This window comes from Streptomyces sp. NPDC088254 (assembly GCF_044740925.1).
Lineage (GTDB): Bacteria > Actinomycetota > Actinomycetes > Streptomycetales > Streptomycetaceae > Streptomyces.
Map to the genome: position 1 here is coordinate 334812 of NZ_JBIURQ010000006.1, position 16909 is coordinate 351720.

A 16909-nucleotide genomic window follows, 5' to 3' on the forward strand; every position below is an offset into this window, starting at 1 on the left:
CGGTCAAGCGACTCGTCCGGCGGCCGCCGGCAGGGCCGTACGGCTGCCGAGGGCTTCGGAGAACTGGTCGACGACCTGTGCGAGGGCCTCGGCGGGGCCCGGCGCAACGGTCAGGGTGCCGTCGACGCCCACCGCGAGGTCCTTGTCGAGCGTGAACCAGCCCTGGACGATGTGCGCGGCGCCCATGGAACTGAGCACCGGGCGCAGCGCGTAGTCGATCGCCAGGACATGCGCCGTACTTCCGCCGGTCGCCAGCGGGAGGACCGTCTTGCCGACCAGGCCGTACTGCGGCAGCAGGTCCAGCAGGGACTTCAGCAGCCCGGAGTAGGCGGCCTTGTAGACGGGCGTGCCGATCACGACCCCGTCGGCGCGGGCGAACAGTTCGGTCGCCTCGACGATCGCCGGGTGCCGGAAGTCGGCGCCGAGCAGGGCCTCGGCGGGGATGGTGCGGACGTCCAGGGGGATCACCTCGTGTCCCTGTGCCGTGAGCCGCGCATCCAGGTGGCGCAGCAGGCGGGCGGTACGAGAGGTGACGGAGGGGCTTCCGGAGACGGACAGGACGGTGGCCATTGCGGGTCCTTCGGGAGCGTCAGGTATGCATGGGACTGGTGCGGGGCCGGGTACCGCGGCGTACTGCGGCCCCGCATCCTCGGCGGCTACTTGTTGGTCTTGGGCAGTCCGGGCGGGTTGATCTCGGACTTGGTCACGGCCTCGTCGGACAGGCCCCAGCGCTTCAGCACCTTCGCGTACGTCCCGTTCTCGATGACGTGGTTGAGGGCGTCGGCGAGCGGCTTGACGAGGCCGCTGTCCTTCTTGGTGGTGGCCGCGATGAGGCCCTGGAGGGTGGAGCCGGCGCCGGAGTAGGTACCGACGACTTCTGTCTTCCCGGTGGTGGCCGCGTGGTAGGCGGCGGTCGGGTTGGGGCCGAGGTAGAGGTCGATACGGCCGGACTGGAGGGCGAGGTAGGTGTCGCTGTCGTTCTGGTAGTACTTGATGTTCACCGGCTTGCGGCCGGCCTTCTCGTTCTCCTTGCTCCACTCGATGAGCAGCTTCTCCTGGTTGGTGCCGCTGCCCACGGCGACGGTCTGGCCCGCCACGTCCTTCGGCCCGGTGATCTTCAGGCCGCTGCCCTTCTTCGCCTCGAAGCCCAGGTTGTCCTCGCGGTAGGGGGCGAAGTCGTACTTCTCCTTGCGCTCCTCGGTGACGGTGATGTTGCTGAATCCGACGTCGTACTTGGCGCTGTCGAGGCCGACGAAGATGTTCTCCCAGGAGACCGTGTTGATGTGCAGCTTGAGGCCGAGCACGTCGGCGACCAGAGAGGCGATGTCGGGCTCGACGCCGATGACGGTCTTGTTGTCCGTGGCGAAGAAGGTCAGCGGCGCGGCGGAGCCGGACGAGTCGACGATCTCCAGGGTCCCTCTCTTGCGGATCTTCTCCGGAACCTCGGCGGCTATGGAGTCGACCTTGTCGGTGGTGACGCGCTTCTGGTCGGCACTGATGTTGATCTTCGTCTTGCTGCCCGACGTGGCCGCGACCTCGGTCGTGCCGCCGTCGTCGGGGTTGCTGCACGCGGCGAGGACGAGGGCGGTGGCGAGTCCGAGCGCGGCTGCGGCGGTGCGGCGGGTGATCGAGGTGGACATGGCCGTGCTCCTTGCTTGCGGAAGGCGGGTGAGGGTCGGTCAGAGGACCTTGGAGAGGAAGGCGCGGGTGCGCTCGTGCTGCGGGTTGTCCAGGACGGCCGCGGGCGGGCCCTGTTCCACGACGACTCCGCCGTCCATGAACACCACGGTGTCGGCGACCTCGCGGGCGAAGCCGATCTCGTGGGTCACGACGATCATGGTGGTTCCGGTGCGGGCCAGGTCCTTGATGACGTCGAGGACTTCGCCGACGAGTTCCGGGTCGAGCGCCGAGGTGGGCTCGTCGAACAGCAGTACCTTGGGTTCGAGGGCGAGTGCGCGGGCGATGGCCACGCGCTGCTGCTGTCCTCCGGACAGTTGCCGTGGATAGGCGTCGGTCTTGTCGGCGAGTCCGACCCGCTCCAGCAGCCGACGGGCGGTTTCCGCCGCCTCCTTGCGCGGGCGGCGCAGCGCGGAGACGGGAGCCTCGACGAGGTTCTCCAGCACGGTCAGGTGCGGGAAGAGGTTGAAGTTCTGGAAGACGAACCCGATGTGGGTGCGCTGCTTCAGAACGTCCTTCTCCTTGAGCTCGTGCAGCTTTCCGCCGGAGCGGCGGTAGCCGATGAGTTCGCCGTCGATGGCGATCCAGCCGCGGTTGACCTTCTCCAGGTGGTTGATGGTGCGCAGCAGGGTGGATTTTCCGGAGCCGGAGGGGCCGAGGATCACGGTGACCTCGCCGGTGCGGACCTGGAGGTCGACGCCGCGCAGCACTTCCAGCGGGCCGAAGCTCTTGTGGACGCCGTGGACGTCCACCATCACACCGTCGACCGTCGGCTTCGCGTCCTTGACGGCCACCGTCACGTCGCTCATCGGATGTCTCCCAAAGGCCTCAGGGGTACGACGGACTGGTTGCGCTGGGCGGCCGCCGCGCGCAGGGAGCGGACGAAGCGCCGGGCGCGCTGGAGCGGGGTGGGCGGCGGGGTGCGGTTCGCGCCCCGGGCATAGCGCCGCTCCACGTAGTACTGCGCGATGGACAGCAGGGAGGTCAGCACCACGCACCAGGCGGTGGCGACCAGCAGCAGTGGGATCACCCGCCCGTTGCGGCCGTAGATCACCTGCACCTGGTAGAAAAGCTCCCCGATGGCCATCACGTAGACCACCGAGGTGCCCTTGAGCAGGCCGATGATCTCGTTGCCGGCCGTGGGCAGGATGGCGCGCATGGCCTGCGGCAGCACGATCCGGCGGATCTGCCGCAGCCGGGGAATGCCGAGTGCCGCTGCGGACTCCAGCTGTCCGTGGTCGACGGCGATGACACCGCCACGCACGATCTCGGCGGCGTAAGCGGCCTGGTGCAGCGTCAGCCCGATGATGGCCGCGCCCATGGTGCCGATGACGCTGTTGCTGTCGACGGACCAGAACACCGGGCCGAAGGGGATGCCGACGCCCAGCCTCTCGTACAGCGCGCTCAGGTTGAACCAGAACACCAACTGGACGATCATCGGGATGGAGCGGAAGATCCAGATGTAGGTCCAGGCGACAGTCTGCAGCACCGGGCTGCGCGACAGCCGCATGAAGGCCAGGACGGTTCCCAGGAGGAAGCCCAGCACCGTGGCGTACGCGGTGAGCTGGAGGGTCACCCACACCGCCTGGACGATCGTCTCGGACAGGACGTAGCCGCGGAAGACGGCCCACTCCCAGACCGGGTTGGTGACCAGACCGTGCGTGAACTGGGCGACCAGCACGGTCACGGCGACGGCCGCCGCCCAGCGTGCGTAGTGGCGGGCGGGGACCACCTTGAGCGAAGGCGGGTCGTCCGGCGCGGGAGGGGCTTCGCGGCCGTCGCCCGGGATGGCCACGCGGGGCGGCGCGGTGTCGGTGGTCGGTCTCATCGTGGTGTTCCTGCTCGACTCTTATGTGTGCTCGGGCGGGTTGATCCGCGACGCCTCGATCGCGGAGGGGGAGGTGCCCCACTTCTTGAGGATCCGGGCGTATGTGCCGTCCTTGATCAGCTCGTTGACGGCGGCCTGGAACGCCTTGGTGAGCGAGGAGCTCTTCTTGAAGGCAAAGCCGACGTCGAGGCGGTGGTACTCACCGAGGAAGGTGGTCTGCGAGGCGGGCTGTGACGCCTGGTAGCGCAGACCGTTGATGGTCGACATGATCACGTCGATCCGGCCCTGCTGCAGCGCGGTGAGAGTCGCCCCGTTCTCCGAGTAGACCTTCACGTCGTACGGCTTCTTGCCCGCCTTGGCACATACGCCCTTCTGCGCGGTGAGGGTCGCCTCGAAGGTGGTTCCGGCTCCGGTGCCGATGGTCAGCCCGCACAGCTGGGCGAGGTCGGTGACCTTCGTCTTGAGCGCGGTGTTGCCCTTCTTCACCGCGAAGCCCTGGCCGTCGTTGATATAGGTGACGAAGTCAATGCTCTTCAGGCGCTCGGTGGTGACGCCGAAGTTGCCGGTGCCGAAGTCGTACTTGCCGCTGTCGAGAGCGGGCAGGATCGTCTCGAAGGAGGCGCTCTGCCGCTCCAACTTCACGCCGAGGACCTTGGCCACCGCGTCCGCGATGTCGATGTCCTGGCCGGCGGGCGGCTTGTCCTGCCCGTTCGGGTAGTACGCCCCGGGCGGGAAGCCAATCGAACTGCCGACCCGCAACGTGCCGGACTCGCGTGTCTCGGCGGGCAGCAGGGCGGCGACGGAGTCCACCTTGCGTACGGCGGCGACCGGGTCGTCGGTCGGTGCGGGGGATGCCTGGGCACCCGCCGGTGTGGTGCCGGATGTGTCGCCGGCCCCGCAGGCGGTCAGCGTCAGGACGGGCAGCGTCAGGACGGGCAGCAGCGCGATGGTGGCGGCCATGCGCAGACGAGTTCTGGTGCCACGGACGTTCACAGGCTGGCTGCCTCTCCTTGGGGTGGTGCGGTCGGCAGGTGCTTCTCGAAGGGCAGCGAGCCGATGGATTCCGGGTCGGCCTCGGTGTCGAACAGCGGGGTGTAGCCGGTCGTCAGGTACAGCCCGCGGGCCTCGGGCTGGCGCGGGCCGGTGGTCAGGTAGATCCGCCGGTAGCCGCGGGCGCTCGCCTCGCGCTCCAGCTCGGCGACGACACGGCGGGCCAGACCGCGCCGACGGTGGGCGGAGTGCGTCCAGATCCGCTTCAGCTCGGCCGTGGTCTCGTCGTACCGGCGGAAGGCGCCACCCGCGACCGGCTCGCCGTGTTGGAGGAGCAGGAGCAGCACACCGCCGTGCGGGGCGGTGAACTCCTCGTCGGGGTAGCGGGCGAGTTCGGCGTGCGCGTCCCTGCCGTAGCGCGTGGAGTACTCGTCGCCGAGCTCGCGCAGCAGCGGTCTCACCCGCGGGTCGGACACGGTGACGTGAATGACTGCCGGCTCGGCTGAAAGCGACGGCGGTTGTGCGACGGAGGTCATCCATGCACCGCCGCGAGGGTCTGCGGACCGCGGGCCGCCCGCTCGGCGTCGCGCTTGGCGACCTCCTCGCGGACGATCGGGATCACGTACCGGCCGAAGTCGACCGCGTCGCCCAGCAGGTCGTAGCCGCGGGCGGAGAGGATGTCGACGCCGATGTCGTAGTAGTCGAGGAGGGCTTGGGCGACCGTCTCGGGGGTGCCGACCAGGGCGTTGGAGTTGCCCGCGCCACCGGTCGCGGCAGCGGTCGGGGTCCACAGGGCGCGGTCGTAGCGCTCCCCCGCCTCGGCGATGGCGATCAGTCGCTGCGAGCCGGTGTTCTGGGGCTGAGTGTGGCCGTTGTGGCGCTTGGTGATCGCCTCGCCCTTCTCCTTGCGGGCCTTGATCGCGCCGACCGTGCGATGGGCCTTCTCCCAGGCCAGCTCCTCCGTCGGGGCGATGATCGGGCGAAACGCCACCTGGATGCGGGGCACGTCAGTGCGGCCCGCGGCCTTCGCGGCGGACTTCACGGCCTCGATCTGCTCGGCGGTCTTCTCCAGCGGCTCGCCCCACAGGCAGTAGATGTCGGCCTCGGCGCCCCCCGTGGCGTACGCGGCGGGCGAGGAGCCGCCGAACGACACGTTCGGGCGGGGTTGCTGGACCGGGAAGACATCGCTGACGAAGTCGTGGAAGCGGTAGTGCTCGCCCGCGTGGTCGAAGGGCTCGCGGGTGGTCCAGATCTTCTTGACGATCCGGATGTACTCGCGGGTGCGGGCGTAGCGTTCGTCCTTGGTGAGGGTGTCGCCCTCGCGGCCCTGCTCGTGGTCGTTGCCGCCGGTGATGAAGTGCACGGTCAGCCGGCCGTCGCTGATCTGGTCGAGGGTGGCGAAGGTCTTCGCGGCGAACGTCGGGTAGGAGACGTTCGGCCGGTGGGCCAGCAGGATCTGGAGGCGGTCCAGCCTGCTCGCGATGTAGGCGGCGGCGGGCGCAGGGTCCGGCGATCCGGAACCGTATGCGAACAGCACCCGGTCCCAGCCGTGGTCCTCATGCGCCCGGGCGAGCCGGAACGTGTACTCCTTGTCGAAAGCGGCGCCGGAGCGCGGGGTGGTTTCGGAGCCGTCGTTGGTGGCGGCGATGCCAAGGAATTCCACTGGCATGGGAGATGGCCTTTCCTCAAGTCCTCTGGAGCCGGGCCGTTACGTGGGCAGCAGGGGGGCACGGCGGAGCAGCCCTCGGAGCGGCCGGGTGTGACGGCGCTTCAAGGCGCTGGGAGCCAGGTGGTGAGCAGGTGTGATGACGCCGGGGCATGGCCTCGGGCGAAGTGGGGCGGCGGCAGCGCGTGTCAGGTCTCGCAGGACCGTTCGTACGCGGATTCAGCGTGTGTTCAGCGCATGCGTACGACGGTGCCGCGAAGGGAGGAACTCGGCCCGCGACGGGGTCACCGAGGGAGGGAAGGGCCGGTCAGACGGCCCGCTGCCGCGTCAGGCGCAACACGCTGCGGACCACACCCGACCGAAGTCGATGTGGTCACGGGTGACCAAGCGCTGCTCGGCATTCATGCGATCAATTGAGCAGTACATCTTGCTTCTCGTCAACTACGGCCCGGATGCCGGACCGGCGCCCAGCAGTTCCTGTGCGTGGTTGACACATGCGTGTGGTGCGCCCATACGATCGAGGACGGACCGGCTCCGCCGCGCGCGGCAGCCGTACCGGCCGCGTTGAGGGACGCGGCGCGCGATGACGCCGAACCGAACTCCAGCCACACCGCCCCGTGCGCACCGTGCCTGCACGGAATCCACGAACGTGCGCCGTGGGTGGTCACCGACGCCCGCGCTTCCCTCTCTTGGAGAGCCTCCTGATGGTCTCGCCGTCCGACATCGCCGATTCCTCCCACATCTCAGCGACCATCCCACTCGCAGAACGCCGCAAAGCCTCCGCCCACGCCCCGGGCCGCCCAGACCCCGACGACGATCTGCCACGGATCGTGCCGCGCCGGCACGTCGGCCGCTGGCTGATCGCTGCCGTCGCGCTGCTGGTCTTCGCGATGGTGGTCAACTCCGTCCTCCGTAACCGCGCCTTCCAGTGGGACGTGGCCGGCCGGTACTTCACCACCGCCGCCGTGCTCGACGGACTGCTGCTCACCCTGTGGCTGACCGGCCTGGTGATGGTCCTCGGCTTCCTGCTCGGCATCCCCCTGGCCGTGATGCGTCTTTCCGCCAACCCGGTACTGCGCACGCTGAGTTGGGGCTACGTGTGGATTTTCCGGTCCACTCCGCTGCTGGTACAGCTGCTGTTCTGGTTCAACATCGGCGCCCTCTACCCGACGCTCGGCCTCGGCATCCCCTTCGGGCCTGAGTTCGTCACCGTCAAGACGGTCAACCTGCTCGGCCCCACCCTCACCGCCGTCATCGGCCTGACCCTGCACGAAGCCGCCTACGCCGCCGAGGTGGTGCGCGGCGGCATCCTCTCCGTCGACTCCGGCCAGACGGAAGCCGCCCAGGCTCTCGGCATCGGCAGGCGGCGCACCCTGCGCCGGATCGTCATCCCGCAGGCGATGCGCTCCATCGTCCCGACCGCCGGGAACATGCTGATCGGCACCCTGAAGGGCACCAGCATCGTCAGCGTGCTGGCCGTGCACGACCTGCTGTACTCGGTCCAGCTGGTCTACAACCAGACGTACCAGGTCATCCCGCTGCTGATGGTGGCCACCCTCTGGTACATCGCCGTCACGACCGTTCTCAGCGCGGGGCAGTTCTACGTCGAGCGCCACTACGCGCGTGGCTCCGCCCGCACCCTGCCGCCCACCCCCCTGCAGAGGCTCAGGGGCCATGTGGCCGCGCTGCGCGTCCGGCTGTACAGGGCGACGGCGCCCGACGCCCGCCCCGCAGTCGACGGTGGCCGATGAGCCCACCTGCGGTGTTGCGTTCCCTACATTTCCCATCGATTTACTAGGAAAGCGTTGACGGCCCGCCCAGTGGGTGCGCAGGATGATGCTCATGGCCCACACGCAGCAGCGATTCTTTCGTCGTCGGCATGTCGACTTTGGTCACGTCGTCAGCGCCGCCTGCTGTCGCGCGTAGAGGGCACGCCGCTCACACGTTGCGCGTGCCACTCCGCTCCTTCTCTCATCCCAGGTGATCAGGCAAAGCCACCGGTGCGCCTGATGGCCCGACGCACTCCTGAAGGACGACCGCCATGACCACGGCACTTCCGGCTCAGGCCACTCCATTGAATTCGCCGCTCCCCGACATGCGCCACCTCCGCCTCGTGGGCGACACCGCGCAGTTCGGCGACGAGGGAGGCGACGGGGGAAACGGTTCCGCTCCCCTCGTCGGCTACCTCGTGCTCGTCCCTGAGGGCACCGATCCCGCCCAGCTCTTCGCGAAGGACGTGACACGACCGGAGATCCGGCCGGTCGCCTACACGGACGCACACCCCGTGCAGCAGACGGGAGGCGGCGACGTGCGCATCGATCCCGCGCGACATGTCGCAGAGCTGGATGGACGCGAACTCGACCTCACCTACCTGGAGTTCTGGCTGCTGGCCCATCTCGTTCTCCATCCCCACCAGGTGCATTCGCGCGAGCAGTTGATGACCGGCATCTGGGGCTACGACCACATCGGCGACGGCCGCACCGTGGATGTCCACATCGCGCGGCTGCGCCGCAAGCTGGGCAGAGCTCACCGGCACCGGATCGTCACCGTACGGCGCGTGGGCTACAAGTACGTGCCCGACCAGCAAGAGGACTCCAACACCGCACCTTGCCGCCGACCTTGAGGAGACCACCGCCATGGGCGTTGCCACTGCGCCGTCCGGACCCGCCTCGGATTCCGACCGGATCGGGCCCGGCCGTGCGCACTGGCTGCGCGTGGCCCGGGAGACGGCGGACGATCTGGCCACGGACGCGGTGGCCAGGGAGCAGGCAGGCAAGGCCCCTTTCGACGAGGTGTCCGGGCTTCGTGAGGCGGGACTGCTGACGCTCCTCATACCGGCTGGGCTCGGGGGAGGCGGCGCGGACTGGCCCACGGCCTACGCCGTCGTCCGGGAGATCGCCGCCGCCGACGGCGCGATCGGCCAAGTGCTCGGCTGTCACTACTTCCTGTCGTGGAGCGCCCGGTTGTTCGCCGAGCCCGCCCTCGCCGCTCAGGTCGAGCGGAAGTCCGCGGCGGAGCAGTGGTGCTGGGGTGGTGGTTTCGCCCGTCAGGAACTGCCTCTGACGCTCACCAGGAAGGGCAGTGGCTATGTGCTCGACGGTCGGCAGAGCTACGCCACGGGGGTTCTGGTCGCCGACCGCCTCGCCGTGCGGGCCGAGCGGGCCGACACCGGCGAACCACTCGCGGTCGTCGTCGATTCCGCCCGCCACGGCGTGCGGATCGACGGCGACACCGACACCTTCGGCCAGCGGCTCGCGGCCGGCGGGAGCGTGGAGTTCGACGCCGTACCGGTCGCCGCCCACGACGTACTCGGCTCCCTGTCCGCGGACGAGGACGTTCTGTCACCCCTGGCTGCTCTGGCATCGCCGGTCGGGCGCCTTCTCTCGGTCCAGCTCCTTCTCGGCATGGCTGAGGGGGTGCTCGCCGAAGCCCGTGAGTACAGCAGGACGGGCCATTCACCCTGGCACCCGGACCGGCCGGCCGGCTCTCCCCAGGACCTACAGGTGCTGACCGCCTACGGAGAACTCACTGTCCTCGCCCGCTCCGCGTCAGCGCTCGCCGATCAGGCAGTGGATGCCGTGAACGGCGGGCTGGCGCGCGGCGAAGACCTCACCTACGACGAGCACGCGGAGATCTCCGTCCTCGTGGCCATGGCCGAAGCCGCCGCTTCCAGGGCAGCGCAGGAGTCCACCGCCCGCGCCCTCGACGTCGTCGGCGCCCGCTCCGCGTCCTCGCAGCTGGGCTTCGACCGATTCTGGCGCAACGTCCGAACTCACACCTTGTACGAGCCCGTCGCCCATCGGCTCCGGGACGTCGGGGACTACTTCCTCAACGGTGCGCACCCTCCGTTCGTCCTGCCTGTCCGACCTTAGTCCGACCTCGATGACCCGGAGCTCTGGATCTGCAACAAGGCGCCTGCTCCAGAAAACCCCCTCCAAGAACGAATCAGCTCGGTGTCTCGCGGCCGAACTCGGCGTGATCGGGATTCGCCACGCAACCTGACATCCAGGCAATTGTGAACGCCTCACTTCACTTGCATGTCGGGCAGTTCAGGATATGAGACATACGCGCACGCGACGTTGACTTGGCCGGATTCCGCTGCAACTCTCTTGACCGTGAGCAAGTCCGAGAACCTCGCCGCGCGTCTGCACGTCGATCTACGACGTCAGGCCAGCGCCATCTGTGCCGTCGGCCGCTGAACCCGCTGACGAGCACTGCTCTCTCCCGCGCCTTCTCGAATTCGGCTGCTACGGCCATGCCGCTGCTGTCGTAGATCACTGATTTCTCGCAGGCGTTCCTGACGAGGTCTCGTTCCTCAGTCGGTTTCCGCCTTGTCGCGCTCAACTTCCGACCACTCCATTCGGCTGGGGCTTCTGCATGTCAAAGAACCCCTGCAGGCGTCAATTCTCGCCATTTCGGGCAGCGCGTCCGCCGATCCCACGTCAGTCCCCTTTCGTTTGAACAGGACCTTTCCATGGCCACTACGGCTTCGACCCGACGCCAGTTCCTCTCTCTGCTCGGACTTTCGGCGGTGGCCGTGGGCTGCGGCACCACCGCAACCGGAGCCACCTCCGGCAAGGGACAGACCAAAACGCTCCGGTATCAAGGCTGGGCGGGTCAGGTCACGTTGCCGGAGCTGGCCGAGGATCTCGGCTATCTGGAGGACGTGAAACTGAAGTGGGTCGGCAACACCATCAGCGGGCCACAGGACATCCAGTCCGCGGCCACGGGCCAGATCGACTTCGGTGGCGCCTTCAACGGCGCAGTGGTCAAACTGGCCGCGAACAACGCCCCCATCAAGGCCGTCATCAGCTACTACGGCTCCGACAAGTACGCCTACAACGGCTTCTACGTCCTCAAGGACAGCCCCATCCGGTCGGCCCGCGACCTTATCGGCAACAAGGTCGGCATGAACACCCTCGGAGCCCACTCCGAAGCGATGCTCGACATCTATCTGCAGCGAGGCGGTCTCTCCCGGGCGGAGATCGGCAAGGTCGAACCCCTCGTGGTGCCTCCGGTCAACACGGAGCAGTCTCTGCGTCAGAAGCAGATCGAGGTGGCCGTGCTCGGCGGCATTCTGCGCGACAAGGCCCTGGCAACCGGAGGAATCCGATCACTGTTCACAGATTATGAACTGCTCGGCTCGTTCAGCGCCGGCACCTATGTGATGACGGACCGCTTCCTGAACCAGAACCCCGACACGGCACGGATCTTCGTCACCGCCGTGGGGCGGGCCATCGAATGGTCCCGTTCCACGCCGCGCGAAGAGGTCATCGCCCGGATGACGGACATCGTGAAGAAGCGCGGCCGCAACGAGGAGACCGCACCACTGAAGTACTGGCGGTCCTACGGCGTCGCCGAAACGGCGGGCCGGATCACCGGCAAGGAACTCCAGTTGTGGATCGACTGGCTGGTCGAGCGCGGTGACGTCCAGAAGGGCCAGGTCACGGTGTCGGACCTCTACACCAATGAGTACAACGGCAACCAGAAGTCCTCCGCCGCTGCCAAGAGCGGGAGCTGATCACATGCCGGTATCCACCACGGAACCTCTCACGCCCAAGATCGTGTTCGAGAACGTCCGGAAGGACTTCACCGTCAAGGGCCGCACGGGGGCTCGACGGACAAGCCGGTTCACCGCCCTCGACGGCATCGATCTGGAGATAGCGGCCGGCGAATTCATCGTCCTGGTCGGCCCCAGCGGCTGCGGGAAGTCGACGCTGCTGGACCTGCTCGGCGGCCTCACCCCACCCACTGGCGGACGCATCCTGCTGGACGGCGAACCCGTCACCGGCCCCGGCCTGGACCGGGGCGTCGTGTTCCAGCAGTACGCGCTGCTGCCGTGGCGCACGGCCCAGGGCAATGTCGAATTCGGCCTTGAGGCCGTCGGCGTCCCACGGCGTCAACGTGCCTCACGGGCTCGGGAGTTCCTGGACCTGGTCGGTCTGTCCGGGTTCGAGGAGCACCATCCGCATGAGCTGTCGGGCGGGATGCGACAGCGGGTGGCGATCGCCCGCAGCCTCGCCTACGACCCCGATGTGCTCCTGATGGACGAACCGTTCGCCGCGCTGGACGCCCAGACCCGGGAGTCGCTGCAGGACGAACTGCTGCGCATCTGGCAGCGCACCGGCAAGACCGTCGTCTTCATCACGCACGGCATCGACGAGGCCGTCTACCTGGGACAGCGCGTCGCCGTCATGACATCGAGGCCGGGCCGCATCAAGCAGATCGTGCCGGTCGCCTTCGGCTCCCGTACGGCGACGGACGACCTCCGCTCCAGTCCCGAGTTCGCCCGGCACCGGCACGAGATCTGGTCACTGCTGCACGACGAGGTGGCCAGGGCCCAGCAGTTGGAGAAGGAGGAGGCTTCCGTATGAGCGCCATATCCGGCACGGCCACCGAGAAGACCACGGCGCCGGACTCGGTGAGCACAGCCGAGCCCGTCCCGGCCCCTTCCTCGGCTACGTCCGCCGCGTCCCCGCCACATGCCGCATCGCCGTCGCGAGTGCGCCAAGTCCCTCCCACGGCGGCCCGGGTCCGCCGGGCGATCCGCCGACTGCCGCACCTGCTGGTCAGGGGGGCGACCAAGTCCGCGGCGATCGTGGCGCTGCTGCTGCTGTGGGAGACCGCACCCCGACTCGGCCTGGTCGACCGGATCTTCCTGCCCCCGTTCAGCGAGGTCGCCCGTGCCTGGTGGGGGCTGGCCATCGACGGTCAGCTCGCCGACAACGCACGCGCCAGCCTGGTCCGCTCGTTCAGCGGATTCGGACTCGCGGTGGCCGTCGCCGTACCGCTCGGCCTGCTGATCGGCTGGTACCGTCCGGTCGCCGACCTCCTCGGACCGCTCCTTGAGGTGTTCCGCAACACCGCCGCCCTGGCCCTGCTGCCGGTGTTCGTACTGCTGCTGGGCATCGGCGAGACCTCGAAGATCTCCATCGTGGTGTACGCGTGCACCTGGCCGATCCTGCTCAACACCATCAGCGCGGTCCGAGGCGTCGACCCGACCCTGCTGAAGCTGGCGAAGTCGATGGACCTGTCCGCGCCCCGGCTGTTCCAGAAGGTCATCCTGCCTGCCTCGGTGCCGGTGATGTTCACCGGCATCCGGCTGGCGGGAGCGGTGTCCATCCTGGTGCTGGTCGCCGCAGAGATGATCGGCGCCAAGGCGGGCCTCGGCTATCTGATCAACGCCTCGCAGTACAACTTCGCGATCCCGCAGATGTACGCGGGCATCATCACGATCTCCGCCATCGGCGTGGCCTTCAACCAGTTGCTGGTGGCCGTGGAGCGGCGGCTCAGCTCCTGGCGCGTGCCGGTCGGCGGCTGACTCGGCCGCCTTCTCGTCCCACTGTCTTCCCTGATCTCCTCCTTCTCCCGATCGTCTCGCTGCCCCTGATCCGAGGAACCTCATGACCACGACCAGACCCCGTCGGCTCCACCTCAACGCGTTTCTGATGAACGCAGGCCACCACGACGCCGCCTGGCGCCACCCCCGCACCCAACCCGAACGGGCCACCGATCTGCGCTACTTCCAGCAGCTCGCGCAGACCGCCGAGCGTGGCCTGCTCGACTCTGTCTTCCTCGCCGACGGCCTCGCCCTGTGGGGAAAGGTCCGGCACAACGCCCTCGGCGGCTTCGAACCTCTCACCCTGCTGTCCGCCCTCGCAGCCGTCACCGAACACGTCGGCCTGATCGCCACCGTCTCCACCACCTTCAACGAGCCCTTCCACACCGCCCGCAAGTTCGCCTCCCTGGACCACATCAGCGGCGGCAGGGCCGGCTGGAACATCGTCACCTCCGGCACCGTGAACGAGGCCCGCAACTTCGGGCAGGACGAGCATCTGGAGCACCGGCTGCGCTACGAGCGGGCACGGGAGTTCGTCGAGGTCGCCACCAAGCTGTGGGACAGCTGGGAGGACGACGCGATCCTGCTCGACCGTGAACGCGGCGTCTACGCCGACACCGACAAGGTGCGGGAGATCAACCACCGCGGAGAGCACTTCGGGGTGCAAGGCCCCCTGAACGTACCGCGCACCCCCCAGGGATACCCACTGCTGGTGCAGGCCGGTTCGTCGGAGGACGGCAAGGAGTTCGCCGCCCAGTACGCCGAGGCCGTCTTCACCGCCCAGCAGACCCTCGCCGACGGCCAAGCCTTCTACAAGGACCTCAAGTCCCGGCTCGCCCGCTACGGCCGCGCCGAGGACGAACTGCTGGTACTGCCCGGCATCGCCCCCGTCATCGGCTCGACCGAAGCCGAAGCCCGCTCACTGGAGCAGGAGTTGACGGACCTCCAGGTGCCCGAGTACGGGCTCGCCCAGCTCTCCGGGATGCTCGACACCGACCTGACCGGGCTCCCGCTGGACGGACCGCTGCCCGACCTGCCCCAGGAGCGGGACATCAACGGCAACAAGAGCCGCTTCACACTCGTCGCCGAACTCGCCCACCATGACGGCCTCACCCTGCGCGAGCTCATCGCCCGCCTCGGCGCCGGCCGCGGCCACCGCGTCTTCGCCGGTACTCCCGAGCAGGTAGCCGACCAGCTCGAGGAGTGGTTCACCCAGGGTGCCGCCGATGGCTTCAACATCATGCCGCCCCATCTGCCTGGCGGCCTGGAGGACTTCGTCGACCACGTCGTCCCGATCCTGCAGCGGCGCGGACTCTTCCGCACCGAGTACACCGGCCGCACCCTGCGCGAGCACTACGGCCTGGCCCGCCCCGCCAACCGGCTGGCCGCGGCCGCAGCAGCAGAAATCCGGCCCGCATGACCGGGCTGGACCTCACCACGGACGTCCTGGTGGTCGGCGGCGGCCCCGCCGCCACCTGGGCCGCGCTCAAGGCGGCCCAGGACGGAGCCGACGTGGTCCTCGCCGACAAGGGCTACTGCGGCACCAGCGGCGCCACCGCCTCCGCCGGCACCGGCGTCTGGTACGTCCCCCCGGAGCCCGCCGCGCGGGAGGCCGCCATGGCCAGCAGGGAGGCACTGGGCGGATTCCTGGCAGACCGACGCTGGATGACCCGGGTGCTGGACCAGACGTACGCGGGCATGAACGAGCTGGCGGCGGCCGGACGCTACCCCTTCCCCACCGGGCCGGACGGAAAGCAGCTCAGGAACGGCCTGCAGGGACCGGAGTACATGCGCCGGATGCGGATCCGCGTCCAGCGGGCCGGGGCCCGCGTCCTCGACCACAGCCCGGTCACCGAACTGCTCACCGACCCCTCCGGAGCGGTCTCCGGGGCCAGGGGTCACCAGCGGCAGGCCGGTCAGCCCTACCGGGTGCGCGCCGGGGCGGTCGTCCTGGCCACCGGCGGCTGCGCGTTCCTCAGCGGCGCGCTCGGCTGCAACGTCAACACCGGCGACGGCGCGCTGTTCGCCGCCGAGGCGGGCGCGGAGCTGTCCGGGATGGAGTTCTCCAACGCGTACGGCATCGCACCCGAGGGCACCTCCGTCACCAAGACCGCGTTCTACTCCTTCGCGACCTTCTACCGCGAGGACGGCACGGTCCTTGAGGGTGCGGCCAGTCAGGGCGGCCGGTCCGTCATCGCGCGGGCGCTGCTCAGCGAGAAGGTCTACTGCCGCCTCGACCGGGCGGACACGGCGGCCCGGCAGGCTATGCGGCTCGCCCAGCCCAACTTCTTCCTCACCTTCGACCGGCTCGGCATCGACCCCTTCACCCAGCGCTTCGCCGTCACACTCCTCGCCGAGGGCACCGTGCGCGGCACCGGCGGCATCCGCATCACCGGCGACGACTGCTCCACCACCGTCCCCGGCCTGTACGCGGCCGGGGACGCGGCGACCCGCGAGCTGATCTGCGGCGGCTTCACCGGCGGCGGCAGCCACAACGCCGCCTGGGCCATCTCCTCCGGCACCTGGGCCGGCCGGGGCGCGGCCCGCCACGCCCGCTCACTCGGCGCCCACGCCGGTACGAGACGTCTGGTGGCCGCGGGCGGCTCCGGGCTCCGGCCCACCGGGACGCCGGGTCCGGCCGACGGCTTCCGCGAGGTCGTCACCGCGGTCCAGGGCGAGGTGCTGCCGTACGAGAAGAACTATCTGCGCCACGGCGACCGGCTCGCCGCAGCGCTGGAGGTGCTCGACAGCCTCTGGAAGGAGTCGCGCGCCTCACTGCACGCCGGGGGCGGAGACACCGTACGGGCCCGGCAGGCAGCGGCGATGACGGCGCACGCGCGGTGGATGTACGCCTCGGCTCTCGCGCGCACCGAGACCCGAGGCATGGCCAAACGACTCGAGTTCCCGGCGCAGGATCCCGGGCAGCACCACCGCATCGTGACGGGCGGCCTCGACCAGGTGTGGACCCGCACCGAGCCCCTGTCCACCGCGCCGACCGGATCGACGGCACCGGCCGCACCCGTGGAGGTGGCCTCGTGATCGAACTGGTCTCGGCGGAACGCTGCATCACCTGCGACAAGTGCATCAAGGTCTGCCCGACCAACGTCTTCGACCGCGGCGAGGACGGCATCCCGGTGCTCGCCCGCCGCGACGACTGCCAGACCTGCTTCCAGTGCGAGGCGAACTGCCCGGCCGACGCGCTCTACGTCGCCCCCCTTACCTGCCCGCTGCCCGACGACTCCACCGCCCGGGACGAGGAGCACCTGGACCTCACCGGCCTGCTCGGTAGTTACCGCCGGCACATCGGCTGGGGACGAGGCCGCACGCCTGGCGCACTGCGGGCCGTCGGCCCTCCCCTCGGACCGCCGGGGTCCAAGGGAACCTCCCTGCCCATCACCTCCTGATGACC

At 69.0% G+C, this 16909-nt stretch carries 16 protein-coding genes; 9 read left to right on the forward strand and 7 right to left on the reverse strand.

Features of this window, described 5'->3' with window-relative positions; genetic code table 11:
* Nucleotides 1-3 precede the first annotated feature (3 nt).
* From ssuE to ACIOC0_RS19925, 7 genes are all read right to left on the reverse strand, one after another.
* On the reverse strand, nt 4-570 hold the full coding sequence (gene ssuE / locus ACIOC0_RS19895) for an NADPH-dependent FMN reductase (RefSeq protein WP_402156385.1): 567 nt from the start codon (nt 568-570) through the stop codon (nt 4-6).
* A gap of 86 nt (nt 571-656) precedes the next feature.
* Nucleotides 657-1640 carry an ABC transporter substrate-binding protein gene (locus ACIOC0_RS19900; protein WP_402156387.1) on the reverse strand — a complete coding sequence of 328 codons (984 nt, stop codon included), beginning with the start codon at nt 1638-1640 and terminating at the stop codon, nt 657-659.
* Nucleotides 1641-1679: 39 nt separating this feature from the next.
* A complete protein-coding gene (locus tag ACIOC0_RS19905) occupies nt 1680-2486 on the reverse strand; it encodes an amino acid ABC transporter ATP-binding protein (RefSeq protein ID WP_402156388.1) in 807 nt (268 codons plus the stop codon).
* Nucleotides 2483-3505 carry an amino acid ABC transporter permease gene (locus ACIOC0_RS19910; RefSeq protein WP_402156390.1) on the reverse strand — a complete coding sequence of 341 codons (1023 nt, stop codon included), beginning with the start codon at nt 3503-3505 and terminating at the stop codon, nt 2483-2485. The genes ACIOC0_RS19905 and ACIOC0_RS19910 overlap by 4 nt, the downstream gene beginning before the upstream one ends.
* 21 nt (nt 3506-3526) lie before the next feature.
* On the reverse strand, nt 3527-4465 hold the full coding sequence (locus tag ACIOC0_RS19915; RefSeq protein WP_402156588.1) for an ABC transporter substrate-binding protein: 939 nt from the start codon (nt 4463-4465) through the stop codon (nt 3527-3529).
* A gap of 29 nt (nt 4466-4494) precedes the next feature.
* Nucleotides 4495-5031 carry a GNAT family N-acetyltransferase gene (locus ACIOC0_RS19920; RefSeq protein WP_402156392.1) on the reverse strand — a complete coding sequence of 179 codons (537 nt, stop codon included), beginning with the start codon at nt 5029-5031 and terminating at the stop codon, nt 4495-4497.
* Nucleotides 5028-6164 carry an LLM class flavin-dependent oxidoreductase gene (locus tag ACIOC0_RS19925; RefSeq protein ID WP_402156393.1) on the reverse strand — a complete coding sequence of 379 codons (1137 nt, stop codon included), beginning with the start codon at nt 6162-6164 and terminating at the stop codon, nt 5028-5030. The genes ACIOC0_RS19920 and ACIOC0_RS19925 overlap by 4 nt, the downstream gene beginning before the upstream one ends.
* Nucleotides 6165-6865: 701 nt before the next feature.
* Here ACIOC0_RS19925 and ACIOC0_RS19930 point away from each other — a divergent pair.
* The 9 genes from ACIOC0_RS19930 (at nt 6866) to ACIOC0_RS19970 (ending at nt 16904) form a co-directional block, all read left to right on the forward strand.
* The gene (locus ACIOC0_RS19930; RefSeq protein WP_402156395.1) at nt 6866-7912 is read left to right on the forward strand and encodes an amino acid ABC transporter permease; all 1047 of its coding nucleotides are present in this window, start codon (nt 6866-6868) and stop codon (nt 7910-7912) included.
* Nucleotides 7913-8202: 290 nt separating this feature from the next.
* Entirely contained in the window at nt 8203-8784 is a 582-nt protein-coding gene (locus tag ACIOC0_RS19935) for a winged helix-turn-helix domain-containing protein (RefSeq protein WP_402156397.1), read from the forward strand.
* Nucleotides 8785-8797: 13 nt separating this feature from the next.
* Complete coding sequence (locus ACIOC0_RS19940) at nt 8798-10033, forward strand: acyl-CoA dehydrogenase family protein (protein ID WP_402156398.1); 1236 nt, start codon at nt 8798-8800, stop codon at nt 10031-10033.
* A gap of 602 nt (nt 10034-10635) precedes the next feature.
* Nucleotides 10636-11682, forward strand: a complete 1047-nt coding sequence (locus ACIOC0_RS19945) for an ABC transporter substrate-binding protein (protein ID WP_402156399.1) — start codon at nt 10636-10638, stop codon at nt 11680-11682.
* 4 nt (nt 11683-11686) lie between these two features.
* Nucleotides 11687-12535 carry an ABC transporter ATP-binding protein gene (locus tag ACIOC0_RS19950; RefSeq protein WP_402156401.1) on the forward strand — a complete coding sequence of 283 codons (849 nt, stop codon included), beginning with the start codon at nt 11687-11689 and terminating at the stop codon, nt 12533-12535.
* On the forward strand, nt 12532-13482 hold the full coding sequence (locus ACIOC0_RS19955) for an ABC transporter permease (protein ID WP_402156403.1): 951 nt from the start codon (nt 12532-12534) through the stop codon (nt 13480-13482). Before ACIOC0_RS19950 ends, ACIOC0_RS19955 begins: the two co-directional genes overlap by 4 nt.
* A gap of 82 nt (nt 13483-13564) precedes the next feature.
* Nucleotides 13565-14920, forward strand: coding sequence for an LLM class flavin-dependent oxidoreductase (locus ACIOC0_RS19960; RefSeq protein WP_402156404.1), 1356 nt, complete (start codon nt 13565-13567; stop codon nt 14918-14920).
* Nucleotides 14917-16539, forward strand: a complete 1623-nt coding sequence (locus ACIOC0_RS19965; protein WP_402156405.1) for an FAD-dependent oxidoreductase — start codon at nt 14917-14919, stop codon at nt 16537-16539. Before ACIOC0_RS19960 ends, ACIOC0_RS19965 begins: the two co-directional genes overlap by 4 nt.
* Nucleotides 16536-16904, forward strand: a complete 369-nt coding sequence (locus ACIOC0_RS19970; RefSeq protein WP_402156406.1) for a 4Fe-4S dicluster domain-containing protein — start codon at nt 16536-16538, stop codon at nt 16902-16904. Before ACIOC0_RS19965 ends, ACIOC0_RS19970 begins: the two co-directional genes overlap by 4 nt.
* Nucleotides 16905-16909 lie beyond the last annotated feature (5 nt).

Coding starts and splice junctions, on each gene's coding strand:
- ACIOC0_RS19965 (WP_402156405.1), top strand. CDS start 14,917: ATGACCGGGCTGGACCTCACCACGGACGTCCTGGTGGTCGGCGGCGGC.
- ACIOC0_RS19955 (WP_402156403.1), top strand. CDS start 12,532: ATGAGCGCCATATCCGGCACGGCCACCGAGAAGACCACGGCGCCGGAC.
- ACIOC0_RS19935 (WP_402156397.1), top strand. CDS start 8,203: ATGACCACGGCACTTCCGGCTCAGGCCACTCCATTGAATTCGCCGCTC.
- ACIOC0_RS19905 (WP_402156388.1), bottom strand. CDS start 2,486: ATGAGCGACGTGACGGTGGCCGTCAAGGACGCGAAGCCGACGGTCGAC.
- ACIOC0_RS19960 (WP_402156404.1), top strand. CDS start 13,565: ATGACCACGACCAGACCCCGTCGGCTCCACCTCAACGCGTTTCTGATG.
- ACIOC0_RS19915 (WP_402156588.1), bottom strand. CDS start 4,465: ATGGCCGCCACCATCGCGCTGCTGCCCGTCCTGACGCTGCCCGTCCTG.
- ssuE (WP_402156385.1), bottom strand. CDS start 570: ATGGCCACCGTCCTGTCCGTCTCCGGAAGCCCCTCCGTCACCTCTCGT.
- ACIOC0_RS19910 (WP_402156390.1), bottom strand. CDS start 3,505: ATGAGACCGACCACCGACACCGCGCCGCCCCGCGTGGCCATCCCGGGC.
- ACIOC0_RS19920 (WP_402156392.1), bottom strand. CDS start 5,031: ATGACCTCCGTCGCACAACCGCCGTCGCTTTCAGCCGAGCCGGCAGTC.
- ACIOC0_RS19930 (WP_402156395.1), top strand. CDS start 6,866: ATGGTCTCGCCGTCCGACATCGCCGATTCCTCCCACATCTCAGCGACC.
- ACIOC0_RS19940 (WP_402156398.1), top strand. CDS start 8,798: ATGGGCGTTGCCACTGCGCCGTCCGGACCCGCCTCGGATTCCGACCGG.
- ACIOC0_RS19950 (WP_402156401.1), top strand. CDS start 11,687: ATGCCGGTATCCACCACGGAACCTCTCACGCCCAAGATCGTGTTCGAG.
- ACIOC0_RS19900 (WP_402156387.1), bottom strand. CDS start 1,640: ATGTCCACCTCGATCACCCGCCGCACCGCCGCAGCCGCGCTCGGACTC.
- ACIOC0_RS19925 (WP_402156393.1), bottom strand. CDS start 6,164: ATGCCAGTGGAATTCCTTGGCATCGCCGCCACCAACGACGGCTCCGAA.
- ACIOC0_RS19945 (WP_402156399.1), top strand. CDS start 10,636: ATGGCCACTACGGCTTCGACCCGACGCCAGTTCCTCTCTCTGCTCGGA.